General features: G+C 45.7%; 24 protein-coding genes. 16 read left to right on the top strand and 8 right to left on the bottom strand.

From position 1 onward, the window contains the following. Positions 1-16 precede the first annotated feature (16 nt). Genes trkA through AAFX28_RS09000 form a run of 3 tightly spaced genes read left to right on the top strand, consistent with a single transcriptional unit; the run spans position 17 to position 3,424 of the window. Positions 17-1,393: a Trk system potassium transporter TrkA gene (trkA, locus tag AAFX28_RS09010; RefSeq protein ID WP_408687135.1), complete on the top strand. Its 1,377-nt coding sequence runs from the start codon at positions 17-19 to the stop codon at positions 1,391-1,393. Between the two features lie 9 nt (positions 1,394-1,402). Further along, positions 1,403-2,848 (top strand): TrkH family potassium uptake protein, encoded by a 1,446-nt coding sequence (locus tag AAFX28_RS09005; RefSeq protein ID WP_408687134.1) that lies wholly within the window; start codon positions 1,403-1,405, stop codon positions 2,846-2,848. A 12-nt stretch (positions 2,849-2,860) separates the two neighbouring features. After that, complete coding sequence (locus AAFX28_RS09000; protein ID WP_408690848.1) at positions 2,861-3,424, top strand: DUF3157 family protein; 564 nt, start codon at positions 2,861-2,863, stop codon at positions 3,422-3,424. On the opposite strand, the gene AAFX28_RS08995 is transcribed toward AAFX28_RS09000, so the two are convergent. Continuing rightward, complete coding sequence (locus AAFX28_RS08995; RefSeq protein ID WP_408687133.1) at positions 3,421-4,074, bottom strand: hemolysin III family protein; 654 nt, start codon at positions 4,072-4,074, stop codon at positions 3,421-3,423. The genes AAFX28_RS09000 and AAFX28_RS08995 overlap by 4 nt on opposite strands. Positions 4,075-4,165: 91 nt before the next feature. Beyond that, positions 4,166-4,963, bottom strand: a complete 798-nt coding sequence (locus AAFX28_RS08990; protein ID WP_408687132.1) for a sporulation protein — start codon at positions 4,961-4,963, stop codon at positions 4,166-4,168. A gap of 291 nt (positions 4,964-5,254) precedes the next feature. Between AAFX28_RS08990 and AAFX28_RS08985 the strand changes: the two genes are divergently transcribed. From AAFX28_RS08985 to AAFX28_RS08965, 5 genes are all read left to right on the top strand, one after another. Beyond that, positions 5,255-5,422, top strand: a complete 168-nt coding sequence (locus AAFX28_RS08985; RefSeq protein WP_408687131.1) for a hypothetical protein — start codon at positions 5,255-5,257, stop codon at positions 5,420-5,422. A 98-nt stretch (positions 5,423-5,520) separates the two neighbouring features. Continuing rightward, positions 5,521-5,787, top strand: a complete 267-nt coding sequence (locus tag AAFX28_RS08980) for a YihD family protein (RefSeq protein WP_408687130.1) — start codon at positions 5,521-5,523, stop codon at positions 5,785-5,787. A gap of 252 nt (positions 5,788-6,039) precedes the next feature. Continuing rightward, complete coding sequence (ccoG, locus tag AAFX28_RS08975; protein ID WP_408687129.1) at positions 6,040-7,458, top strand: cytochrome c oxidase accessory protein CcoG; 1,419 nt, start codon at positions 6,040-6,042, stop codon at positions 7,456-7,458. A gap of 52 nt (positions 7,459-7,510) precedes the next feature. Beyond that, positions 7,511-8,497 (top strand): serine/threonine protein kinase, encoded by a 987-nt coding sequence (locus AAFX28_RS08970; RefSeq protein ID WP_408690847.1) that lies wholly within the window; start codon positions 7,511-7,513, stop codon positions 8,495-8,497. Positions 8,498-8,522: 25 nt separating this feature from the next. Next, entirely contained in the window at positions 8,523-9,125 is a 603-nt protein-coding gene (locus AAFX28_RS08965) for a thiol:disulfide interchange protein DsbA/DsbL (RefSeq protein WP_408687128.1), read from the top strand. Between the two features lie 52 nt (positions 9,126-9,177). Here the strand turns inward: AAFX28_RS08965 and AAFX28_RS08960 are convergent, their stop codons facing one another. Next, positions 9,178-10,071 carry an acyltransferase gene (locus AAFX28_RS08960; RefSeq protein WP_408687127.1) on the bottom strand — a complete coding sequence of 298 codons (894 nt, stop codon included), beginning with the start codon at positions 10,069-10,071 and terminating at the stop codon, positions 9,178-9,180. Positions 10,072-10,249: 178 nt separating this feature from the next. Here AAFX28_RS08960 and AAFX28_RS08955 point away from each other — a divergent pair, with 178 nt between their 5' ends. Continuing rightward, positions 10,250-11,230 (top strand): DUF2860 domain-containing protein, encoded by a 981-nt coding sequence (locus AAFX28_RS08955; RefSeq protein WP_408687126.1) that lies wholly within the window; start codon positions 10,250-10,252, stop codon positions 11,228-11,230. Between the two features lie 34 nt (positions 11,231-11,264). Here the strand turns inward: AAFX28_RS08955 and AAFX28_RS08950 are convergent, their stop codons facing one another. Further along, positions 11,265-12,788 (bottom strand): YifB family Mg chelatase-like AAA ATPase, encoded by a 1,524-nt coding sequence (locus tag AAFX28_RS08950; RefSeq protein WP_408687125.1) that lies wholly within the window; start codon positions 12,786-12,788, stop codon positions 11,265-11,267. Positions 12,789-13,265: 477 nt separating this feature from the next. Here AAFX28_RS08950 and ilvG point away from each other — a divergent pair, with 477 nt between their 5' ends. From ilvG to AAFX28_RS08920, 6 genes are all read left to right on the top strand, one after another. Next, positions 13,266-14,912, top strand: coding sequence for an acetolactate synthase 2 catalytic subunit (gene ilvG, locus AAFX28_RS08945; protein WP_408687124.1), 1,647 nt, complete (start codon positions 13,266-13,268; stop codon positions 14,910-14,912). A 1-nt stretch (position 14,913) separates the two neighbouring features. Beyond that, entirely contained in the window at positions 14,914-15,198 is a 285-nt protein-coding gene (gene ilvM, locus AAFX28_RS08940; protein WP_159657206.1) for an acetolactate synthase 2 small subunit, read from the top strand. Positions 15,199-15,209: 11 nt separating this feature from the next. Continuing rightward, the gene (ilvE, locus tag AAFX28_RS08935; protein ID WP_171760865.1) at positions 15,210-16,154 is read left to right on the top strand and encodes a branched-chain-amino-acid transaminase; all 945 of its coding nucleotides are present in this window, start codon (positions 15,210-15,212) and stop codon (positions 16,152-16,154) included. Between the two features lie 12 nt (positions 16,155-16,166). Then, positions 16,167-18,008, top strand: a complete 1,842-nt coding sequence (ilvD, locus tag AAFX28_RS08930) for a dihydroxy-acid dehydratase (RefSeq protein WP_408687123.1) — start codon at positions 16,167-16,169, stop codon at positions 18,006-18,008. A 3-nt stretch (positions 18,009-18,011) separates the two neighbouring features. Beyond that, the gene (ilvA, locus tag AAFX28_RS08925; protein WP_408687122.1) at positions 18,012-19,559 is read left to right on the top strand and encodes a threonine ammonia-lyase, biosynthetic; all 1,548 of its coding nucleotides are present in this window, start codon (positions 18,012-18,014) and stop codon (positions 19,557-19,559) included. Between the two features lie 202 nt (positions 19,560-19,761). Continuing rightward, positions 19,762-20,742 carry an MDR family oxidoreductase gene (locus AAFX28_RS08920; protein WP_408687121.1) on the top strand — a complete coding sequence of 327 codons (981 nt, stop codon included), beginning with the start codon at positions 19,762-19,764 and terminating at the stop codon, positions 20,740-20,742. Between the two features lie 60 nt (positions 20,743-20,802). Here AAFX28_RS08920 and AAFX28_RS08915 read toward each other — a convergent pair whose 3' ends face one another. Further along, positions 20,803-21,744 (bottom strand): LysR family transcriptional regulator, encoded by a 942-nt coding sequence (locus AAFX28_RS08915; protein ID WP_408687120.1) that lies wholly within the window; start codon positions 21,742-21,744, stop codon positions 20,803-20,805. A 154-nt stretch (positions 21,745-21,898) separates the two neighbouring features. Continuing rightward, a complete protein-coding gene (locus AAFX28_RS08910) occupies positions 21,899-22,090 on the bottom strand; it encodes a hypothetical protein (RefSeq protein ID WP_071985918.1) in 192 nt (63 codons plus the stop codon). 134 nt (positions 22,091-22,224) lie between these two features. Here AAFX28_RS08910 and tusA point away from each other — a divergent pair, with 134 nt between their 5' ends. Next, positions 22,225-22,473: a sulfurtransferase TusA gene (tusA, locus tag AAFX28_RS08905; RefSeq protein ID WP_408687119.1), complete on the top strand. Its 249-nt coding sequence runs from the start codon at positions 22,225-22,227 to the stop codon at positions 22,471-22,473. Between the two features lie 44 nt (positions 22,474-22,517). Here tusA and AAFX28_RS08900 read toward each other — a convergent pair whose 3' ends face one another. Both AAFX28_RS08900 and AAFX28_RS08895 read right to left on the bottom strand, forming a co-directional pair. Beyond that, positions 22,518-22,778, bottom strand: coding sequence for a hypothetical protein (locus AAFX28_RS08900; protein ID WP_408687118.1), 261 nt, complete (start codon positions 22,776-22,778; stop codon positions 22,518-22,520). A gap of 161 nt (positions 22,779-22,939) precedes the next feature. Then, positions 22,940-23,494: a TMEM165/GDT1 family protein gene (locus tag AAFX28_RS08895; RefSeq protein ID WP_408687117.1), complete on the bottom strand. Its 555-nt coding sequence runs from the start codon at positions 23,492-23,494 to the stop codon at positions 22,940-22,942. Positions 23,495-23,584: the final 90 nt, after the last annotated feature.

Genomic DNA, 23,584 nt, shown 5'->3' with positions numbered 1-23,584 from the left:
TAAACGAGATAAATGTATGAAAATCATCATTCTTGGTGCGGGTCAGGTTGGCGGCACGCTGGCAGAAAACCTTGTCGGTGAAAACAACGACATCACCATCGTAGACAGAGACAGTGATCGACTGCGTGAACTGCAAGATAAATACGATTTACGAGTTGTGAACGGCTATGCAAGCCACCCTGATGTTCTGCGTGAAGCAGGAGCTCAAGATGCCGATATGTTGGTTGCGGTAACCAACATGGATGAAACAAACATGGCTGCGTGTCAGGTTGCTTTTTCTCTGTTTAACACTCCTAACCGTATTGCTCGTATTCGTTCTCCACAATACTTATCTGAAAAAGAAGCGCTATTCCAATCAGGTGCAGTACCGGTTGACCACCTTATCGCACCAGAAGAGTTGGTGACGAGCTATATCGAGCGCCTAATCCAATATCCTGGTGCGTTGCAAGTAGTCAGCTTTGCCGAACAAAAAGTCAGCTTAGTTGCGGTCAAAGCCTACTATGGTGGTCCATTGGTGGGTAATGCACTTTCTGCACTGCGTGAGCACATGCCACACATTGATACTCGTGTAGCTGCAATTTTCCGTCAGGGACGCCCTATTCGCCCTCAAGGCACGACTATTATCGAAGCCGATGATGAAGTCTTTTTCGTTGCTGCAAGTAACCACATCCGCTCGGTGATGAGTGAACTGCAACGCCTTGAAAAGCCATATCGCCGCATCATGATCGTTGGTGGTGGTAACATCGGTGCTAGCCTTGCTCGACGCTTAGAACAATCTTACAGCGTTAAGCTGATTGAACGTAGTTACCAGCGCGCAGAGAAACTCTCAGAAGAACTTGAAAATACGATTGTTTTCTGTGGTGATGCCGCTGATCAAGAACTACTAGTAGAAGAGAATATCGATCAAGTTGATGTCTTTATTGCCTTAACCAACGAAGATGAAACCAACATTATGTCTGCCATGCTTGCTAAGCGCATGGGAGCCAAGAAGGTAATGGTTCTTATCCAGCGTGGCGCCTATGTAGACCTAGTACAAGGTGGTGTGATTGATGTGGCAATATCTCCTCAACAAGCGACCATTTCAGCACTATTGACGCACGTTCGTCGCGCAGACATTGTAAACGTATCATCACTTCGTCGCGGCGCTGCAGAAGCGATCGAAGCGATTGCTCATGGTGATGAGACGACATCTAAAGTGGTTGGCCGAGCCATTGGCGACATCAAACTGCCACCAGGTACCACCATAGGTGCGATTGTTCGTGGTGAAGAAGTATTGATTGCCCATGACCGCACGGTTATCGAACAAGACGATCACGTAGTAATGTTCCTCGTTGATAAGAAATACGTGCCTGACGTCGAAGCGCTATTCCAACCGAGTCCGTTCTTCTTGTAAGGCTCTGTTATGGTCAATTTCCGCCCCGTACTGTTTGTTATCGGGCTAGTGTTATCAAAGCTAGCCCTATTTATGTACGTCCCAACCTTAGTCGCCTTTATCACTGGTACGTCTGGGTTCTTAGAATTTGGTCAAGCAGTCGTCATTACTCACCTCGCAGCCTTTGTCTGCCTGACCGTTGGACGAACCAAAGACTTTAAATTAAGCGTGCGTGATATGTTCTTAATCACCAGCTTAGTTTGGACTATCGCAAGCGCCTTTGCTGCCCTGCCTTTTGTTTTCATTAACCATATAAGTTTCACTGACGCTTACTTTGAAACCATGTCTGGTATTACTACCACAGGTTCTACAGTATTGAGTGGCCTAGATAATATGGCGCCAAGCATTTTATTGTGGCGTTCAATATTGCAATGGTTAGGTGGGATCGGTTTTATTGTAATGGCAGTAGCCGTACTACCAATGCTTAACGTCGGTGGTATGAAGCTCTTTCATACTGAATCCTCTGACTGGTCAGATAAAAGTAGCCCTAGAGCCAAAACCGTGGCGAAAAATATTGTTGCGGTCTATCTGGTCCTAACGGGCTTGTGTCTATTGGGTTACCTCGCCACTGGCATGACCCTATTCGAAGCGATAAACCACTCTTTCACCACTTTGTCGACTGGTGGCTACTCGACCTCAGACGGTTCAATGAACCACTTTGCTAATTCCGCTCACTGGGTAGCAACCTTGTTTATGTTCCTGGGAGGCTTACCCTTCCTGTTGTTTGTCGCCGCTATGCGTAAACGACGCTTAAACGAACTGGTCAAAGATGCACAGGTTCGTGGGTTTACCTATTTGTTTCTGATCAGCAGCTTAATTATTTCAGCTTGGTTGGTTATTCGTGATGGCTATACGATATTAGATGCCTTGCGTGTCTCAATGTTTAACATCGTCTCTGTCGTTACCACCACAGGCTTTGGCCTAGAAGACTTTACCGCCTGGGGCGCTCTGCCTACAACGCTGTTTGCTTTCTTGATGATGGCAGGTGCTTGCTCGGGATCGACTTCAGGCGGGATTAAAATCTTCCGCTTCCAAATTGCCATTACGTTACTCAATAAACAGATGATGAAGTTGATTCACCCATCTGGGGTGTTTGTTCAGCGCTACAACCAACGCCCTGTCAACGATGATATCGTTCGCTCAGTCGTGGCATTCGGCTTAACCTTTTTCATTACCATCATTGCAGTAGCAGGCGGTTTGAGTGCGATGGGACTTGACCCTATTACCAGTATTTCAGGTGCTATTACCGCTGTTGCTAACGTGGGTCCTGGTATGGGCTCAATTATCGGCCCAACGGGTAATTTTGCTCCTTTGCCTGATGCAGCCAAATGGCTACTAAGCTTAGGAATGTTGATGGGACGACTAGAAATCTTGACGCTACTTGTGCTGTTTTTCCCAGCATTCTGGCGACGCTAAGGAATAATAATGATGAAACCACTTTTTGTACTTTGTAGCCTATTGGCGAGCTCTCAGCTCATAGCGGCACAACAAATTATTTTAGAGGATGGGCGACACGTTCAGCTCAATGATGACTTTACGTGGCAATATGTGAATACTTCTGAAGAAAACTCGGCGGATTCACTGAAGACTTCTAGCTTAACTCCAGCCGTGGCAATTCCTGTTACAACGAACAAGACAGGTACATTGGTCAATGTTGGTAGTAGTAAACCGACCATGCAGCTTTCAGATTCTGGTATCGATATTCTTCTGGGAGCGGCAAATTACCAAGATGGCCAACTCGTCATTCCAACCTCACTGACCAATCAAAGTAGACAAGCCGTCATTGCCGTTGAGCTCGAAATCGAAGTATTGGATAGCACAGGCAATGAACTTACTGCGCAAAACGTAAAAATTTGGTCTTCCATCAAACGTATGGCAGACACTTATCTAAGGCCTCAACAAATCGCCGAAGGTAAGCCGATTAAGATTTCGCTTGAGTCAGCGAAGCAGTACCAAATCAACGTTACTGTCACCAATATAGAGAGCCGCTAGACCGGCTCGACATAGAGGTAAATGGCAAAGAAATGACAAGCGCATCCTGCTAAAACAAAGCCATGCCAAATAGCGTGGTTGTAAGGGATGCGTTTCGCGACATAAAAAATAACCCCTAACGAATAGATCACACCACCAGCCGCCAACAGAGTTAACCCTTCCACCGATAAGCTCATCGCCAATTGATAAATTACGATGAGAGAGAGCCAACCCATCGTTAGGTACGTGACCAATGACAGCTTCTTGAAGCGATAGACAAACGCTACCTTCATGACAATGCCAAACAAGGCTATTCCCCAAATCACAGCCATTAGACCAACTGCTAAGGGAGTTCGCAGCGCCACTAATAGGAAAGGCGTATAGCTGCCAGCAATAAGTAAGTAAATCGCACAATGATCAAAAGTTTTGAGTGCTCGCTTTGCACTAGGGTTAGGAATCGCATGGTATAGCGTTGACGCCAAAAACAGCAAAATCATACTGCTACCATAGATACTCATACTAACCACTGTCATAGTGTCGGCATTGTGCTGTGAAGCTTTCATCAGCAATAGCACAAGGCCAACGATACTCAATACCATACCTAGAGCATGAGTTAACGTATTAGCGAACTCTTCTTTTATGCTGTATTCAGCAGGGGGGTGTACTGACATGCGTGCGCAACTCTTGAGTAAAATTGGAATAATTACTCAAGAGTATTGCACATTAAGCTTACACTTGTAAGCTGAAAGTTTTAAATTTCGGTTAAGAATGGCTATCGAGGTAGCTAAGTACCTGTTTACCAGCTTCTTCAGCAGGAGTGTGTAAAGGAAGGGCAAGCTGCCTTTTAAGCTGGCCAACTCCTAGTAAGCTAGCGAGCATCCCTTTCGCCCCTTCACGGTGGCGATCGATTTCAAACCACATCTGTAGCTCATCATCAGTGCGGTAAGCCACCACTTCTAATTCTCTCCAACGGCCATGGAATGGACCAGTCGTTGGCACAAACTCAAATTCCTGAACGAATGGCATCGCAAAGCCGTCCACCTCTTCACATTCAACCTGTCTGATGCGCAGGCCTTGTTCTTCAAGCGCGGTAAATATGCCATCGAGTAATGGGTCCGGACGAACCGTAAGAATATCTTTGTCGGTTGGATCTTTAGCCATCGCAATATCAAGCCCTGTCTCTAACCAGACTTTAGAATCACCAATTGTGACCGGCGTATTCCATGGCACGTCGAGCTCAACCTCAAAGTCTCGGGTTTCACCTGGGCTTATAGTAAATGCATAAGGTAATGACCACTCGGCAAGCACATAACTTGCTGGAACGCGACGCATCGTACCCGCCGTTTGCTTGCTTTTGTCATGGTCTGCAGGCACTTCTTTGATGTAGCGGCAATACAGTTTCAGATCGATATTATCGATCTCTTGCTCTGTGGAGCCACCATAAACGTGAATAGTAATGTTGACCTTTTGTCCCGGGTACAACACTTCTTGCTGTAATACCGAATCAACCTTCGCCGATCCAATACCAAAACTTGCCAGGGTTTTCTTGAATAACGACATAACGACCTCCTGGGCTCTAAAAGAATTCAATTACTTTCATACTAATCTTGTTTAGTGTCTCACTACTACTACCCGCTTCACATAATTGTAGTGGACGGAAAACGATTAGATATCGATCAATCCAACTGATAATGCTAATCTATTTATTGATATGCACGCATATCAATACTCCTGATTAATTAATTGGATTGGCATCAGCCAAAAGAGCCTACCTTCAGCAATGGAGCTTCGCTCATAGTTAATTAGGCCATTACATTGGCAATGGATATGCCTGACAGTTAGGTATCTTAAATGCGCCCAACAACCGTCAGGTTTTCGCACACTAACCGTAGTGCAATGCGCCGCCGCAGTGGCTTTGTAGCTGCTCCAGTGGCAAAAAAGACAGCTCCTACAATGACCTTAGTTGAAAAGACTGCCGTTATGGCATCTGCTCCAGCAAAAGTTGTTAAAGCAGCCTAATTAAAAAGCGCAGTGTTTACTGCGCTTTTTTCTTACCTTCATTTCATCTATTTGATACCTTTAGCCTCAAATCATTATAAATATTGTGGAGAAAACCTGTGAAGTGTCACCGTATTGAGGAGCTGCTTGAGCTACTGGAGCCTGAATGGCAAAAAGATCAAGACCTTAACCTGCTACAAATGATCGTTAAGCTAGCGCAAGAAGCTGGCTATGAAGGTAAGCTTGAAGATCTCACTGATGATGTGCTGATCTACCACCTTAAAATGCGTAACAGCGAAAAAAATGAAATGATCCCTGGTCTGAAAAAAGACCAAGAAGACGATTTTAAAACGGCTATTTTGAGAGCGCGCGGCATCATCAGCTAAAGCACTATCGAAATCTCTTAAAGCGGCAATAGCCGCTTTTTTTATACCTATTTCCCCCGAAACTAAGGAACTGTTAGGCGATTTATTTCTATAACTGTACTGATCTTTGTTGTTAAAGGTTGATAACCTTAAAGAAATAATAATGTTATTGCGTATATAATCGCCGTCCATAAGAATTTACTAAAATATTAAATAGCAATGTCTTAGAGCGAGAGCCCAAGAACCTCGCCATTCAGCCGAGAAGGAAGCGTAATGAGTCAGGACAAGATCGATATAAAAGATGTGACTCCTAAAACCTTTAACCCCAAAACCCATAAGACTAAGGGGGATAGGTTTAACCCAAGTAATCGCATTTACGTTCGTGAAAGCAAAGGTACATTCCAACAACTTCGTCGCTATGGCGGTTGGTTTTTGCTGCTCTTTTTTGCCCTTATTCCTTGGATACCTTATGGCGACCGCCAAGCTATCTTGCTCGACATTGGCAATCAACAGTTTAACTTTTTCAGTACTACCCTTTATCCGCAAGATTTAACCTTACTTGCACTACTGTTCATGATTGCCGCCTTTGGTCTGTTTTTCCTGACGACTTTTTTAGGTCGCGTTTGGTGTGGTTATCTCTGTCCACAAACGGTGTGGACCTTTATGTATATTTGGTTCGAAGAAAAGTTTGAAGGTAGCGCTAACAAGCGTCGCAAACAAGACTCAGGAAAACTCACGACTAACCTTGCGATGCGCAAAGCAGCAAAGCATACAGCTTGGATAGCGATCGCAATTGCAACTGGCTTAACCTTTGTCGGCTATTTCGTGCCAATGAAAGAGCTAGTGGCAGGCTTCTTTACGTTCGATGCTGAGTTTTGGCCAGTATTCTGGGTGCTGTTCTTTGCTGGTTGTACCTACGCGAATGCGGGTTGGATGCGTTCGATTATGTGTATCCACATGTGCCCATACTCTCGTTTCCAATCTGCCATGTTTGATAAAGACACATTTATCGTCGGTTATGACAGCAAGAGAGGTGAAACCCGTGGCCCTCGCTCACGTAAAGCAGATCACAAAGCACTAGGCCTAGGCGACTGTATCGATTGCGACCTATGTGTTCAGGTCTGTCCAACTGGCATTGATATTCGTGATGGTCTGCAATACGAGTGTATTAACTGTGGTGCGTGTATCGATGCTTGTGACAAAACCATGGACCGCATGGGCTATGAAAAAGGCTTAATTAGTTACACCACAGAACATCGTCTATCAGGTAAACACACGAAAGTGGCTCGTCCTAAACTGCTTGGCTACGGCGCTGTATTACTGATCATGATTGGACTGTTCTTCGTCCAAGTGGCCAGTGTCGACCCTGCGGGGCTGAGCGTGCTTCGTGACCGAAACCAGCTATTTAGAGTCAACGGTTCCGGGGAAGTCGAAAATACCTACACACTTAAGATCATCAATAAAACTCAACAAGAGCAAGAGTATCAGTTGAGCGTTGAAGGTTTGAGTGATGTCTCTTGGTATGGGAAACAAACCATACAAGTTGACCCAGGTGAAGTTCTCAACTTGCCGATGAGCCTGGGAGTCAACCCTGACAATCTGAGCTCTCCAGTTTCGACAATTCAGTTTATACTGTCCGATAGCGAAGACTTCACTATTTCTGTAGAAAGCCGCTTTATTAAGAAGCTTTAGATTTTCTACTTACCCAATGGAAAGAGGCTCAGCAATGAGCCTCTTTTGTTTTATGACACAACAAGCATTCAATTTTGACGCGTTGACTCCCGACTTCATGTGGTATGCCTTAGAAAGTATCGGCATTCGCGCTGAATCAGGCTTTCTTGCTCTAAACAGCTACGAAAACCGCGTTTATCAATTCACTGATGAAGAGCGTCAGCGCTACGTAGTGAAGTTCTATCGTCCAGAACGCTGGAGCCAAGAGCAGATTCAAGAAGAGCATGACTTTACCCTTGAGCTCATCGAGTCTGAAATCCCCGTCGCGCCGCCAGTTAAACTCAACGGGCAAACTCTGCATCAATACCAAGGTTATCTGTTTGCCTTATTTGAAAGTGTTGGTGGACGTCAATTTGAAGTGGACAACCTAGAACAGCTTGAAGGCGTCGGTCGATTCCTTGGCCGTATCCATAAAGTGGGTTCAAGAATACCATTTACACATCGTCCAACTGTTGGCTTAGAAGAATATCTTTACCAACCACGCAAGTTATTGGAGCAATCTCAATTCATCCCGATGCACCTTGAGAATGCGTTTTTTAATGACCTCGACCTACTGATTAAGTCACTAGAAAATCACTGGGATGAAAGCGCGACAAGCATACGCCTACACGGTGACTGTCACCCTGGTAATATATTGTGGCGTGACGGACCAATGTTCGTTGATCTAGATGACTCAAGAAACGGCCCTGCAATTCAAGACCTATGGATGCTACTCAGCGGAGAGCGCTCAGAAAAATTGATGCAATTAGACATTATCTTAGAGGCGTACCAAGAGTTTAATGATTTTAATAGCAGCCAATTGAAACTAATTGAACCATTGCGCGGTCTACGTATGGTGCACTATATGGCATGGTTGGCAAAAAGATGGCAAGATCCGGCCTTTCCTATCGCTTTCCCATGGTTTAATGATCCAAAATATTGGGAAAGTCAGGTGCTTGCTTTTAAAGAGCAAATTTCTGCAGTGGATGAACCCCCACTTTCACTCATGCCACAGTGGTAAGTAAAATGACAACATGGAGTCAAAAATGAAAAAGCTGTTCGCACTCGTTGCAACATTGATGTTGAGCTTCACAGCTCACGCTGCACAGTTTAGTCAAGGTGAGCACTACAAGGTGCTGGATTTAGAAGCATCGAAGAAGCCAACAGTAACAGAGTTTTTCTCTTTCTACTGTCCGCACTGTAATACCTTTGAGCCAATCATCCAGCAGCTGAAAGCGCAATTGCCAGCTGATGCTAAATTCCAAAAGAACCACGTATCCTTCATGGGTGGAAGCATGGGTGAGTCGATGAGTAAAGCTTACGCGACAATGGTTGCGCTTAAGATTGAAGACAAAATGACTCCAGTGCTATTTAACCGCATTCACAACATGCGTAAAGCACCAAAGAACGATGAAGAACTTCGCCAAATCTTCCTAGATGAAGGTGTAGATGCAAAGAAATTTGACTCTGCTTTCAAAGGTTTTGCAGTAGATTCAATGGTTCGACGTTTTGACAAACAGTTCAAAGACAGCGGTCTTTCTGGTGTTCCTGCGGTAGTCGTAAACAACAAATATCTTGTTGATGCACAATCTATCAAAACATTAGATGAGTACTTTGCACTAGTAAACTACCTACTAACGCTGAAGTAACTCGATAGAATCATGACAAAAAAGGGAGCAATTGCTCCCTTTTTTATTACTCTTATTTAGCCGACGATTCTTGGTGTAAATCTTTAAGGAGCTCATCCTTTTCTTGCCATACATCGCCCAACCATTGCTGAAAGCGACGTTTATAAGGCTTGTCATTGAAATAATCACCACGCACTTGCTCATCAACTGGCATAACCTTAGTGCGAACGACAATTTTCGTCATGCGCCCCATTAGCACGTCCTTAAATGGTTTTCCCGTGTTCTCAGGGTAGGCTAGCGTCACATCGATAATATTTTCAAACTGATCGCCCATAGCCGCCAATGTGTAGGCAATGCCCCCAGTTTTAGGCTGCAGTAAGTACTCATAACCAGCACGGCTTTTACGTTGTTTCTGCTTGGTGAAGCGAGTGCCTTCCACATAATTCACCACTGTTGTCGGCGTATGCTTGAACTTAGCACAAGAGCGACGCGTCGTTTCTAAATCTTGGCCCCGCTTTTCAGGGTGACGAATCAGATACTCTCTAGAATAACGACGCATAAACGGCATATCCAAAGCCCAGCAAGCCATACCAATAAATGGCACATACAAGAGTTGCTGTTTTAGAAAAAACTTAGGCATTGGGATACGATCTTTAAACACACTGCACAGCACCACAATATCAGTCCAGCTAAGATGGTTGCTGATCATAAGATACCAACCATCTTTTTTCAGATCCTCACCACCTTGAATATCCCATTCGACACGATTCGATACATTGAGGATTAGAGCGTTAACACTCGCCCATACCCACATGATTTTATTCGCCAGCTGGGTACCTTTTGCTTTAAGACGTGCACTTGGTAGCAAAAACTTAAAGATCGCCACCACACAAATTGCCATTGAACAAAGAGCAGAATTGAGAATAACAAGAGAAACGTTCAGGATAAGTATCAGATATGCCAACATGATGATTAATAATATTACTTTTAGGGAAAATTATTATTTATTAGTGATTAATGAAACAGCGTGTAATTATACCGCCCCTTTACAACATTGAAACTAATCTCAATATGGTCAGATTAGTTCGACAAAATTTCGACCAGAACTTCAATAAGGTCCAATGGTTATACCACGGAGACTCAATATGACGATCAAACCCCTTTTTTTCGCAGTGGCCATTGCTTTTGCCACACCCACAATTGCCAAGCTATCGGATCAAGCCGGCATCAGTGGTGAAGTATCGCTAAGCGCCGGTTATACCTCTTCGACCTCTAATTTTGACACCGACGCCAATGCGACTATTTCAGATAATACTCAAAAAGGACAAAGCGAAAGCGGCTTCATCCCTCTGCCACTAGGTAATGTCGCCTTTACCTTTGGTAGCCAGTTAGATAAACAATTTTATGCAGGTACAGCACGTGAAGATATTGCTGTCGGTACATTAGCGCTGGAGCTGGGTTATAGGCAACAACTTGCCAATGGAACAGTGATTGATGCCTCTTTCCTACCAACAATCATGTCTGGTGAAACTTGGGCTAACCCGTTTCAAGAAAACGTTGAGCGAACAACCACAGATGAAAAAGGCAATGCATATCGACTCAAACTGAGCAATATTGCCAACTCTGGCTTTAGTCTGGATACCGCCTATGCAGTCAAAGACATTGAGAATGAACTATCAGGTCAATCACACTCAAACGACGCAGCAGAACAACTCAAGCGAGATGCGACATCCATCTACGTGAAAGGGGACTATCGCCTATTTCTGAGTCGAACTACCTTCTTAATGCCATCAATCACCTACACTCAGACTGACGCAGATGGCAATGCAAACTCCAACACCCTATGGGGCGGTGAGCTATCACTATTTAAAGTTCTTAACCAACATCAGTTTGCATTAACGGCAGGCTACAAAACTCGTAGCTATGACGCTTCACACCCAATCTATGGTACAACGCGCTCTGATGATGAATTGAGCCTGTTCGCTGCCTACGAATACCAACAGTTTATGGGGTGGCGGAACTGGTCTCTGATTTCATTTGCTGGCTACGGTACCACCGATTCAAATATCGACTTCTATGATGAAGAGCAGCTCATTGTTTCTGTCGGTATGAACTACCAGTTCTAATCAGCAAGCCCGCTCTGAATGCGGGCTTCATTTTTTACACCGCTTGTGCCGTCAGCTCTCGAAGTAATCGGTCCATAGCTCGATAACCTAGCGCCTCAGCCAAGTGCGAACGGTTTATATCTTCAGCCCCCTCAAGATCGGCAATGGTTCGCGCAACCTTGATAATGCGATGATAAGCTCGAATAGAAAGGCCGAGTCTGTGCAGCGCACTTTCTAGAAATTGAGCATTTTGTTTATCTAATGGGCAATACCGCTCTATTTCACGACTACCTAGTAACGCATTCACTTTATTGGAACGAGACAACATCGCCTCTCGCGCAATATAGACTCGCTCTCTCACCACTACCGTCGATTCACCTCTATCTCCTCCCTCTGCTAATGTGCCTTTAGGTAGTGCTGGTATCTCTAGCGACATATCAAATCTGTCGAGCAATGGGCCTGATAAGCGGCTTAAATAACGTAAAATGGTTTGTGGGTTTACTCGAGATTGATTGCCTTCATAGTAGCCAGTCGGACTTGGATTTAAGGCGCCAACCAGCTGAAAGCGCGCCGGAAAGCGGGTTTTACCTTGAGCACGAGAAATGATGATTTCCCCTGATTCTAGTGGCTCGCGCAAAGAATCCAGCACCTTACGTTCAAATTCCGGCATTTCATCTAAAAACAGCAAGCCATTATGTGCCAAGGAGATTTCACCAGGGCGAGGAATGGAGCCGCCGCCAACCAGTGCTGCCATGGAACTGGAGTGGTGAGGAGCGCGAAATGGACGCTGTTTCCAATTTTGGATATTGATCTCTTGCTGAGTCAGTGACGCCACCGAAGCGGTCTCCATCGCTTCTTCAGTGGTCATTTCAGGGAGTAAATCACACAACCGCGAAGCAAGCATGGTTTTCCCTGTACCGGGAGGACCTAAAAACAATAGGTTATGATTACCTGCTGCGGCAATTTCCAACGCACGTTTACCTTGTTGCTGACCAATAATATCTTGCAGATCTCTCGACAGCTTTCGCTTTGTTTCGTGTGTCGCAGTCTGATGCAACGCCATGGATTGTTGTCCACTTAAATCTGCACACACCTCGAGTAAACTTTGTGCCGATTTATGTGTACTCGCCCCCACCAAAGCCGCTTGGTCGCCATTATGGTGAGGCACGACAAGTCGCCGATTCGCTTTGTTTGCGGCTAGTGCTGCAGGTAATACCCCCTTCACACTGCGCAGTTCACCCGATAGAGCCAACTCTCCAACAAACTCCATATCGGATAGACACTGCAAAGGGAGTTGCTCGGAAGCCGCTAAAATACCGAGCGCAATCGGCAAATCGAATCGCCCTCCTTCTTTGGGTAGATCAGCCGGAGCAAGATTGACGGTAATCCGCTTAGCCGGAAACTCAAAGCGAGAGTTAATGATCGCGCTTCGTACCCTATCGCGGGACTCTTTAACGGTTGTCTCTGGTAGACCAACCAAAGTAAAGCCTGGCATTCCATTGCTGATGTGTACTTCTACAGTAACGGCCGGCGCTTCCACCCCAACACAAGCGCGACTATAAACGACCGCTAACCCCATAACATGCCTACTTGGCTCTTGATGTTCATTTATCCTCCTGATAGTTCGTTCATTTTGTTATCAAGGTTGTTATATAGCTTGGCTAGATGCTGAAAGAATGTGAAAAAAGAATGAGTTTTTGCTTGTCATTTAACGGAATTGTATGTTACCACTAGAGACGCAAACATTTTCGTGCCTAACTAGGCACACATATAACTATAGAAATAAAGATGAACTTCAACGCCCGCACTAACGCACTGATTGCCCTGATTATCGTGGTCATTATTGACACCACGCGGGGTCTAGTGGGCGAAAGATAGCCACAGAATAGAAAAAACCCCCGCACTGAAAAGTCCGGGGGTTTTTTACAATTAATACGCCGTAAATTAAGGCGATAACGAATTTAAAAGCTCATAAAAGAGCTGCAGGAAGAATGGGAGCGCACATGATGTGCAATGCAACACAACAAAATATGACAGACTACCAAGGAGGTATGCGATGACAGGTGCAGAGTTAGTCGTAGCCGCTTTGGCACAACAAGGGATTAAGACGGTATTTGGTTACCCAGGTGGGGCAATCATGCCAATCTACGATGCGCTTTACGATGGCGGAGTAGAACATATCCTCTGTCGCCATGAGCAAGGCGCTGCGATGGCCGCAATTGGCATGGCACGAGCAACACAAGATGTCGCGGTTTGTATGGCAACATCAGGTCCTGGGGCAACCAACTTAGTGACTGGCCTCGCCGATGCCTTTATGGATTCGATTCCCCTTGTTGCGATCACAGGTCAGGTTGCTAGCTCTCATATCGGTACTGACGCATTCCAAGAAATGGATGTAATCGGTATGTCTCTTTCGTGTACTAAACACAGCTACCTAGTTACCGATATCAATGAACTTGCGCCTACTTTAGCTGAAGCGTTTGAAGTGGCAAAAACGGGGCGTCCAGGACCAGTTATTGTTGATATCGCTAAAGATGTTCAGCTTGGCCAAGCTCCTGTCGATGTTCTTCCAACCTTTACCCCTCCAGCAATGCCAACTGCAACCGCAGACGAGGTAGCTAAAGCTCAAGAGCTGCTTTCTCAAAGCTCTCGACCTGTATTGTATGTTGGTGGTGGTGTTCAACTTGGTCATGCTACTGATGCCGTTCGTGAGTTTCTACGCCTAAACCCAATGCCGTCTGTAAGCACGCTGAAAGGTCTAGGTACCATCGAACGTCATGACCCGCATTACCTTGGTATGCTAGGTATGCACGGTACTAAAGCCGCTAACCTAGTAGTGCAAGAGTGTGACTTACTAATTGCTGTAGGCGCGCGTTTTGATGACCGAGTAACTGGTAAGCTGGATACGTTCGCTCCAAACGCAAAAGTCATTCATATCGATATCGATGCGGCGGAGCTGCACAAACTGCGTACTGCCAATGCTCCTGTTCGTGCTGAGATCCCAGCGGTTCTTCCTCAACTAGAACTGACTCATGATATTACGCCTTGGGTTAAACATAGCGAGAGCCTACGTAGTGGTTTCAAATGGCGCTACGATCACCCAGGTGAGCTTATCTATGCTCCGGGGCTACTTAAGCAGCTATCCGATATGATGCCTGATAGCTCAATCATCTCAACAGATGTTGGCCAACACCAAATGTGGGCAGCGCAGCACATCCAACCTCGTGATCCACAAAATTTCATCACTTCGGCAGGTCTAGGCACCATGGGGTTCGGCCTTCCTGCAGCAATGGGCGCGGCTGTAGCTCGACCTGATGACCAGTCTATCCTTATTACAGGGGATGGCTCTTTTATGATGAACATCCAAGAGCTAGGCACACTAAAACGTCGCCAGATCCCTGTGAAAGTGGTTCTACTAAACAACCAACGTTTAGGAATGGTTCGTCAGTGGCAATCACTATTCTTTGATGGCCGCCATAGTGAAACCATTCTAGATGACAACCCAGACTTCGTAATGCTAGCTAAAGCTTTTGATATTCCTGGTAAAACTATTACTAAGAAAGAAGAAGTTGAGCCGGCACTAAAAGAAATGCTAGAAAGTAAGACGTCATATCTTCTTCATGTTTTAATCGACGAAGAGGAAAACGTATGGCCACTTGTACCACCAGGTGCATCAAACAATGACATGCTGGAGAACACATAAAATGGAAAGATACCTACTAGACATCAAAGCAGACGACAAACCTGTATTGTTAGAGCGTGTTCTTCGCGTTGTTCGCCACCGAGGCTTCATTGTTAAACAAGTGGCAGGTACACAAAACCACGAAAGCAAAATCGCCAGCGTAGAAATCATCGTTGATAGCGATCGTCCTATCTCTTTCCTAACGAATCAGATTGAGAAGCTATGGGATGTACGCACCGTTGAAGTTACGCAGATCGCGCGAGATGAATTACCTAATAACAACCTACAACAAAAGATTTGTGCATAAGGAAGGCAATAATGGCTACAAAAACAGCAGATTACATTTGGTTCAATGGTGAGATGGTTCCTTGGGCAGAGGCAAATGTACACGTGTTGACTCACGCAATGCACTACGGTACGTCAGTATTCGAAGGTGTTCGCTGCTACAACACCCCGAAAGGTCCAATTGTCTTCCGTCACCTAGAACACGCGAAACGTCTTAAAGATTCAGCAAAAATCTACCGTTTCCCGATCCCTTACACGGTTGAGGAGATCATGGAAGCAACACGTGAGACTCTACGCCAAAACAAACTAGAAAGTGCATATATTCGCCCATTGGGTTTTGTAGGTAATGTTGGTTTAGGTGTGTGCCCACCAGCAGACACAGAAATGGATCTAATCATTGCGGCATTCCCTTGGGGTTCATACCTGGGTGAAGAAGCGCTAGAGAAAGGCGTTGATGCGATGATTTCAAGCTGGAACCGCGCAGCTCCAAACACAATCCCAACAGCAGCAAAAGCAGGTGGTAACTACCTATCGTCACTACTCGTTGGTGGTGAAGCTCGTCGCCACGGTTACGATGAAGGTATCGCACTAAGCGTTGATGGTTACCTATCTGAAGGTGCAGGTGAAAACATCTTTGTGATTAAAGATGGCGTTATCACAACACCACCAGCGACCAGCGCAATCTTGCCAGGTATCACTCGTGATTCAATCATGACACTTGCTCGCGATCGTGGTTACGAAGTACGTGAAGCAAATATCGCTCGTGAAGCCCTGTACCTAGCAGACGAAGTATTCATGACGGGTACAGCGGCGGAAGTTGTCCCTGTATCAACTATCGATAAGATTGAAGTGGGTAGCGGCAAACGCGGCCCAATCACCAAAGAACTGCAAGAAGCATACTTTGGCCTATTCAACGGCACCACTGAAGATAAGTGGGGCTGGTTAGATTACGTTTACCCAGAAGACGCGGCGAAATAAGGAAGTAGTAAGATGCCTATATATAGATCAGCAACCACCACTCATGGCCGCAACATGGCCGGTGCTCGTGCCCTTTGGCGCGCTACTGGGGTAAAAGACGAAGACTTCGGTAAACCAATCATCGCTGTCGTGAACTCATTCACGCAGTTTGTTCCTGGCCACGTGCACTTAAAAGATATGGGTCAGCTGGTAGCAGGTGAGATTGAAAAAGCAGGCGGTATTGCCAAAGAATTCAACACTATCGCCGTAGATGATGGTATCGCAATGGGTCACGGCGGCATGCTTTACTCTCTGCCATCACGTGAGCTTATCGCAGACTCTGTGGAATACATGGTTAATGCTCACTGTGCCGATGCGATGGTATGTATCTCCAACTGTGACAAAATCACTCCGGGAATGCTAATGGCGTCAATGCGCCTAAACATCCCAGTAATCTTCGTTTCTGGCGGCCCAATGGAAGCAGGTAAAACCAAGCTTTCTGACCAAATCATCAAGCTAGACCTTGTTGATGCGATGATCCAAGGCGCCGACCCGAAAGTTTCAGACGAGCAAAGCGAACAGATCGAACGCAGCGCATGTCCGACATGTGGTTCATGTTCTGGTATGTTCACAGCAAACTCAATGAACTGTCTGACTGAAGCATTAGGTCTTTCTCAGCCAGGTAATGGTTCGATGCTAGCAACACACGCTGACCGCGAAGAGCTATTTATCAACGCTGGTAAACGTATCGTTGAACTGACACGTCGTTACTACGAGCAAGATGACGAATCTGCACTGCCACGCAATATCGCAACCTTTGACGCATTCGAAAACGCAATGGCGCTCGACATCGCGATGGGCGGCTCAACCAATACCATTCTTCACCTGCTCGCAGCAGCGCAGGAAGGTGAAATTGACTTCGATATGGAAGATATCGATCGCTTATCTCGCAAAGTGCCTCATCTGTGTAAAGTGGCACCATCAACACAAAAATACCATATGGAAGATGTCCACCGCGCAGGTGGTGTGATGGCTATCCTTGGTGAATTAGACCGCGCGGGTCTACTTCACAACGAAGCTCGCACTGTACTTGGCCTTTCAATGAAAGAGCAGCTTGCGCAATACGACATCATCCAGACTGAAGATGCAGATGTATTGAAGTTCTTCCGCGCTGGCCCTGCTGGTATTCGTACTACAAAAGCGTTTTCTCAAGATTGTCGTTGGGACCGCCTTGATGATGACCGCGCTGATGGTTGTATCCGTTCAATTGATAACGCGTTCTCTCAAGAAGGTGGCCTAGCGGTACTTTCAGGAAACATCGCTCTGGATGGTTGTATCGTTAAGACCGCTGGCGTTGATGAAAGTATTCATAAGTTCACTGGTCCTGCAGTCGTATTCGAAAGCCAGGAAGATGCAGTTGAAGGCATCTTAGGTGGCAAAGTCAAAGCCGGTGATGTTGTGGTTATCCGCTACGAAGGTCCTAAAGGTGGCCCTGGTATGCAGGAAATGCTTTACCCAACGACGTATCTAAAATCGATGGGGCTTGGTAAAGAGTGTGCACTGCTTACTGACGGACGTTTCTCTGGTGGTACATCTGGCCTATCAATTGGTCACGCGTCACCAGAAGCGGCAAACGGCGGCGCAATTGGTCTAGTTAAGCAAGGCGATATCATCGCGATTGATATTCCAAATCGTTCTATCTCTCTAGAAGTATCTGAACAAGAGCTAGCTGAACGCCGTGCAAAACAAGACGAGTTAGGCTGGAAACCTGTCGATCGTCAACGTGAAGTTTCTTTTGCACTAAAAGCGTACGCAAGCATGGCGACAAGTGCTGATAAAGGCGCTGTACGAGATAAATCCAAGCTAGAGGGCTAGCTTATGAGTGATTCGTTATTCTCAGGGCAAGAGCCTCAAACTGGCGCAGATTACCTGCGCCAGATCTTAAGAGCGCCAGTTTATGAAGTGGCAACAGTAACACCTCTTCAAGAGATGCCTCGTCTAGCAGCACGTATTGGTAACAATGTGCAGATAAAACGCGAAGACCGTCAGCCGGTACACTCGTTTAAACTGCGCGGTGCCTACAATATGGTCGCGAGCCTAACTGAGAAGCAGAAAGCCGCAGGTGTCATTGCAGCATCCGCTGGTAACCATGCTCAAGGTATGGCGCTTTCAGGCACTAAACTCGGCATTAAGACCACTATCGTGATGCCAAAAACCACACCAGACATCAAAGTCGAGGCAGTACGTGGCTTTGGTGGTAACGTGGTTCTTCATGGCAGCAACTTCGATGAAGCAAAAGCAGAAGCAGAACGTCTTTCTGCTGAACATGGCTACACCTTCGTACCGCCATTCGATCACCCACTAGTGATTGCTGGTCAAGGTACGATTGGTATGGAAATGCTGCAACAAAATGGGCACCTCGATTATATCTTCGTCCCTGTCGGTGGCGGTGGCCTTGCTGCTGGCGTTGCTGTTTTAGTCAAACAGCTGATGCCTGAAATCAAAGTCATTGCCGTTGAGCCTGAAGACTCATCATGCTTAAAAGCAGCTCTGGATGCTGGCGAGCCAGTGGTACTAGACCAAGTAAGTATGTTTGCTGATGGCGTTGCGGTAAAACGTATCGGCGAAGAAACGTTCCGTCTATGTCAGAAATACATTGATGGCCATATCTCTGTATCTAGTGATGAGATCTGTGCAGCAGTGAAAGATATCTTTGAAGACACTCGCGCAATTGCAGAACCTTCTGGAGCGCTTGCACTGGCAGGCCTTAAAAAGTTCGCTGAGCAGAACAAGCTAGAAGATAAACAGTTAGGTACCGTCCTATCTGGTGCGAACACCAACTTCCATGGTCTACGCTATGTCTCTGAGCGTTGTGAGTTAGGTGAAAAACGTGAAGGTCTACTTGCTGTTACTATTCCTGAGCGTCAAGGTGCGTTCTTTGAGTTCTGTAACCTCATTGGCGGCCGCGCTGTTACTGAGTTTAACTACCGCTACAATGATGATGCATTAGCCAATATCTTTGTCGGTGTGCGCCTACAAGGCGGTCAAGAAGAGCTAGATAACATCATTCATGACCTTCGTGAAGGTGGCTACCCAGTGGTCGATTTGTCCGATGATGAAATGGCCAAGCTACACGTTCGCTACATGATTGGCGGTAAACCGTCAAAGCCACTCAAAGAGCGTCTCTACAGCTTTGAGTTTCCTGAATATCCGGGCGCTTTGGTGAAATTCCTAAGCACACTGGGTACTCACTGGAACATCAGCTTATTCAACTACCGTAACCACGGTGCTGACTATGGCCGCGTACTGTGTGGTTTTGAGCTAGACGAATCAGACTTATCTCGTTTCTCAGCACATCTACGTGAACTGGGTTACCAGTGTAAGGATGAAACCGATAACCCATCGTATAAGTTCTTCCTTTCCTAAAGCCAGAAACATAAAGCCCTTAACCTGTTGGATTAAGGGCTTTTTCTTTATCTAAATTACATCCTATCTCTAGATTGATCATACTTTAGTCAAAATGCGTGATGCGCATAAATATAATGCTAAAGTTTCATTTTTGTCATGGCGATTTTAGGTCTACACTAAATCCAGTTTTTAAATTGCTGCTCTATTTGTGGAGATCATTATGTTTAACGCACTGATTCTAAACCAAGAAGAAAAACGTACTATCGCAACCATCGAACAGATCGATGAGACGCAACTGCCAGAAGGCGAAGTACTGATTGATGTTGATTACTCATCACTAAACTACAAAGACGGTTTAGCAATCACGGGTAAAGGCAAAATCATCCGCAACTTCCCAATGGTTCCAGGTATCGACCTTGCAGGTACGGTCGTAAGCTCTGACGATGAGCGCTACCAAGCAGGTGACAAAGTTGTTCTAACCGGTTGGGGTGTTGGTGAAAACCATTGGGGTGGCATGGCGCAACGTGCTCGCCTAAAAGCAGATTGGTTAGTACCACTACCACAAGGCCTAGATAGCAAGAAAGCGATGATGGTCGGCACTGCAGGCTTTACTGGCATGCTATGCGTACAAGCGCTACTTGATGCCGGCATCAAACCTGAAGATGGCGAGATTCTAGTAACTGGCGCAAGTGGTGGTGTGGGTTCAGTTGCCGTAACTCTACTAGCACAACTTGGCTACAAAGTAGCAGCTGTAACTGGTCGCGTTGAGCAAAACGGTCCGCTGCTAGAGAAACTTGGTGCTAGTCGCATTATCGACCGCGTTGAATTTGAAGAGCCTGCGCGTCCACTAGAAAAGCAAGTATGGGCAGGTGCCGTTGACACAGTTGGTAGCAAAGTACTGGCTAAAGTACTGGCACAAATGGATTACAACAGCGCTGTTGCTGCTTGTGGTCTAGCTGGTGGTTTTGATCTACCAACTACGGTTATGCCGTTCATCCTACGTAACGTTCGCCTACAAGGTATAGATTCAGTTTCATGCCCAACAGAAAAACGTATTGCTGCATGGGAAAAACTGGTTGAGCTACTACCAGATAGTTACTTTGAGCAAGCATGTACTGAAGTTGAGTTAGCTGAAGCGCCAAAATTCGCTGAAGACATCACTAACGGTCAAGTAACAGGCCGTGTCGTTATCAAGCTTTAAACACACATAACAAAAAAGAGCCAGCATCTGTAATGCTGGCTCTTTTTTTATTCAAGCGTATTAATCCAAACCAATATCTTCAATACGTTTAGCAATCAAACGACTACATTCTTCCTTAACGATTCCTCTTAACCACTCCTGAGCCGGAGAGTGCTCACAACGCGGATGCCAAATCATAGAATAGTCAAACGGAGTAAACTGGAAAGGCAGAGGCTTAATCACTAAATCATAACGTTCCGCCACTAGGTAAGCTAAATCAGCAGGCACGGTAATGATAATTGGCATGGTATCAATGATCGCAAGTGCTGCTTCAAGGTGATAAGCACGAAGCACCATTTTACGCTTTGGTTGATCAACTAACGCTCCTTCAATTAACGCCCTCACTCCATCACTGATCGCAATCATCGCATGCGGGTAGGTCAGGTAATCTTCCAGACTCATTTCTTCATTAGCTAGAGGATGTTGTTTAGAGAGCAGACATAACACACCTACACGACCAAGAATCTCGCTACGCAATGGTTCTACTGGACCTATAGGGCGACAGATCGCTAAATCAGCGCCTTTTGCTGTTAACTGATCGGCCAATCGATCATGCTGTAGGGGTAGAAAATTAAATGAGACGTTTGGCGCTTCTTGGTAAATACGCGGCAAAGCAAACGGCAAAATGGTCTGCATCGCATAGTCAGTCGTCGCAATGGTAAAAGTTTGGTCACAGCTTTGTGGTTCAAACTCAATCGGCGACAACAACTGGCGCAGTGACTCTAAAGGTTCACCTAATGATTGGTCGATTTCTAACGCTTTCTCAGTCGGAATTAGATGCTGGCCCTGGCGAGTAAATAAAGGGTCGCCAAGCATTTCACGTAAGCGGCCCAAAACACGGCTCATTGCTGACTGGCTCAGGTTTAATCGATGGGCAGCTTTACTCACACTGCACTCTTCAATTAATACTCTTAGCGCCACAAGTAGGTTTAAATCACGACGATAAATCTCTTCTAATTCCACGTTGAGCCATTAATATTTGTGAGGGATTAAATCGATTGTACCTTTTTCAGGCAAAAAAAATCCCGCTTTTCAGCGGGGAAGCCCAAGAAAACTGGGGATAGTGTCGGAATGTAGTTGAGCGTAGCGATAAAACAGATAACAGTTGGAAGTGCTGCTATCCATTCTCTTGTTCTTCAGATGCGCTCGGCCAGCGATGCATCTCAAGCCAAATCCCTACAACCGTCGCGCCCATACCAAGTAATGGCATAAACGAAGACGATTCTGCTGGCGAACGTAAAACAAGGGCGCAAAAAGAGATAAAACACAGCACGGAGTAGATTGTTAAACGATCTAGAGCTGTCAACATACTTGCTTTCCTTGTTAATTGTTACCAACTTGTTAACTAAGTTAAAACAAATTGTTCACTTTGCCAAGGGGTTATTGAATATTTTTTCTTCACTAGTATTATCTAGGCCAAATTGAGTAACCAAAGATACGACCATGACATTCAATCCAGAACAGGCAAATAAAACCCTAGAGGCAGAAGGATTACGCTGCCCAGAGCCGGTAATGATGGTCAGGAAGACAATTAGAACAATGCAAGATGGAGAAGTTTTGCTTGTAAAGGCAGACGATCCGTCAACCACTCGCGACATCCCTAGCTTTTGTCGCTTTATGGATCACCAATTGATAGGTTCTCAGACTGAAGAGCTACCCTTTCTATATCTCATAAAGAAAGGTTTGGCTTAATTGAAGAGCTAAAAGTGAAACGGCAGCCATTTGGCTGCCGTTTTTTATTCGTCATATTCAAGGGTGCGGACTTCGCTTTGCAGTTTATTGAGCTGTTTTCTCATCGAGCGCATTTCCTCATGCATAGGAATAATATGCGCGACGCGAATCCAAGCTTCGACCGTCAATCCAGTTAAAATAAACGACCCTGCGACTATCGGAAGCCACATATCAGTTAACACCATTGCCAATAGACACAGTACCAAACCGAAGGTGAACAAATAACTCTGACTCTTAGGGGTCATCCCCATATAACGTGTAAGCATAATCTTGCCCTCTCGCTATCATCCACAAAGTTAAATTACCATGACAAGTATGACACTAATATGTCAGCGATCACGTATCAGTTCGAATTTGAATCAGAGTTTGATCTAACGCGAGTTCATCTACAGTTATTGATATTTAACACCGTAATCGCAGCTTTTACCTACAACACTGCTGCGCCAATCGCTAAAGCAACAAACAGCAAAGCCGTGATTTTACGAATCAGAGCAAGCGGCATTTTATCGGCGGAAAGTTTACCTATCAGCACCACTGGAACATTAGCTAACAACATACCTATCGTGGTACCCAAAATGACCATAGTCAGTGCATCAGCATACTGCGCGCCTAGGATCGACGTTGCGATCTGGGTTTTGTCTCCAATCTCTGCAACAAAGAACGCGATAAAACTAGCGATGAAAGGGCCACGATTGGAGATTTGCTCATCTTCATCCAATTTATCTGGGATCAGAACCCAAGCGGCCATCGCAATGAAACTGACCACCAGCACCCATTTCAGTGTTTCAGGCGTCATATAATCGGCTACAACCACACCGAGCCAAGCTGCGAGGGCGTGGTTTGCAATCGTAGCGAAAAAAATTGCGGCAATAATAGGAATTGGTTTGCGGTATCGACTGGCTAGCAGTAATGACAACAACTGAGTTTTATCACCGATCTCCGCCAGTGCGACGGTGGTGATTGAGATAGCTAAAACGCTCACGACATGCTCTTCATAGGGCGGGAATATTATATTTAACCAAAGACAAACCTCATACCCCACCCCGGTTCATGATGATTTGTCTAAGGTCTT

The sequence above is a fragment of the Vibrio sp. TBV020 genome, assembly GCF_046056895.1.
In the GTDB taxonomy this organism is placed as follows: Bacteria; Pseudomonadota; Gammaproteobacteria; order Enterobacterales; family Vibrionaceae; genus Vibrio.
This window is presented reverse-complemented; position numbering and strand designations above follow the sequence as displayed.

Coding starts and splice junctions, on each gene's coding strand:
- tusA (WP_408687119.1), top strand. CDS start 22,225: ATGACATTCAATCCAGAACAGGCAAATAAAACCCTAGAGGCAGAAGGA.
- ilvD (WP_408687123.1), top strand. CDS start 16,167: ATGCCTATATATAGATCAGCAACCACCACTCATGGCCGCAACATGGCC.
- AAFX28_RS08960 (WP_408687127.1), bottom strand. CDS start 10,071: ATGTTGGCATATCTGATACTTATCCTGAACGTTTCTCTTGTTATTCTC.
- AAFX28_RS08985 (WP_408687131.1), top strand. CDS start 5,255: ATGCGCCCAACAACCGTCAGGTTTTCGCACACTAACCGTAGTGCAATG.
- AAFX28_RS08970 (WP_408690847.1), top strand. CDS start 7,511: ATGACACAACAAGCATTCAATTTTGACGCGTTGACTCCCGACTTCATG.
- ccoG (WP_408687129.1), top strand. CDS start 6,040: ATGAGTCAGGACAAGATCGATATAAAAGATGTGACTCCTAAAACCTTT.
- AAFX28_RS08955 (WP_408687126.1), top strand. CDS start 10,250: ATGACGATCAAACCCCTTTTTTTCGCAGTGGCCATTGCTTTTGCCACA.
- ilvA (WP_408687122.1), top strand. CDS start 18,012: ATGAGTGATTCGTTATTCTCAGGGCAAGAGCCTCAAACTGGCGCAGAT.
- AAFX28_RS08965 (WP_408687128.1), top strand. CDS start 8,523: ATGAAAAAGCTGTTCGCACTCGTTGCAACATTGATGTTGAGCTTCACA.
- ilvG (WP_408687124.1), top strand. CDS start 13,266: ATGACAGGTGCAGAGTTAGTCGTAGCCGCTTTGGCACAACAAGGGATT.
- AAFX28_RS08900 (WP_408687118.1), bottom strand. CDS start 22,778: ATGCTTACACGTTATATGGGGATGACCCCTAAGAGTCAGAGTTATTTG.
- ilvM (WP_159657206.1), top strand. CDS start 14,914: ATGGAAAGATACCTACTAGACATCAAAGCAGACGACAAACCTGTATTG.
- AAFX28_RS08995 (WP_408687133.1), bottom strand. CDS start 4,074: ATGTCAGTACACCCCCCTGCTGAATACAGCATAAAAGAAGAGTTCGCT.
- AAFX28_RS08950 (WP_408687125.1), bottom strand. CDS start 12,788: ATGGGGTTAGCGGTCGTTTATAGTCGCGCTTGTGTTGGGGTGGAAGCG.
- AAFX28_RS09005 (WP_408687134.1), top strand. CDS start 1,403: ATGGTCAATTTCCGCCCCGTACTGTTTGTTATCGGGCTAGTGTTATCA.
- ilvE (WP_171760865.1), top strand. CDS start 15,210: ATGGCTACAAAAACAGCAGATTACATTTGGTTCAATGGTGAGATGGTT.
- trkA (WP_408687135.1), top strand. CDS start 17: ATGAAAATCATCATTCTTGGTGCGGGTCAGGTTGGCGGCACGCTGGCA.
- AAFX28_RS08990 (WP_408687132.1), bottom strand. CDS start 4,963: ATGTCGTTATTCAAGAAAACCCTGGCAAGTTTTGGTATTGGATCGGCG.
- AAFX28_RS08920 (WP_408687121.1), top strand. CDS start 19,762: ATGTTTAACGCACTGATTCTAAACCAAGAAGAAAAACGTACTATCGCA.
- AAFX28_RS09000 (WP_408690848.1), top strand. CDS start 2,861: ATGAAACCACTTTTTGTACTTTGTAGCCTATTGGCGAGCTCTCAGCTC.
- AAFX28_RS08910 (WP_071985918.1), bottom strand. CDS start 22,090: ATGTTGACAGCTCTAGATCGTTTAACAATCTACTCCGTGCTGTGTTTT.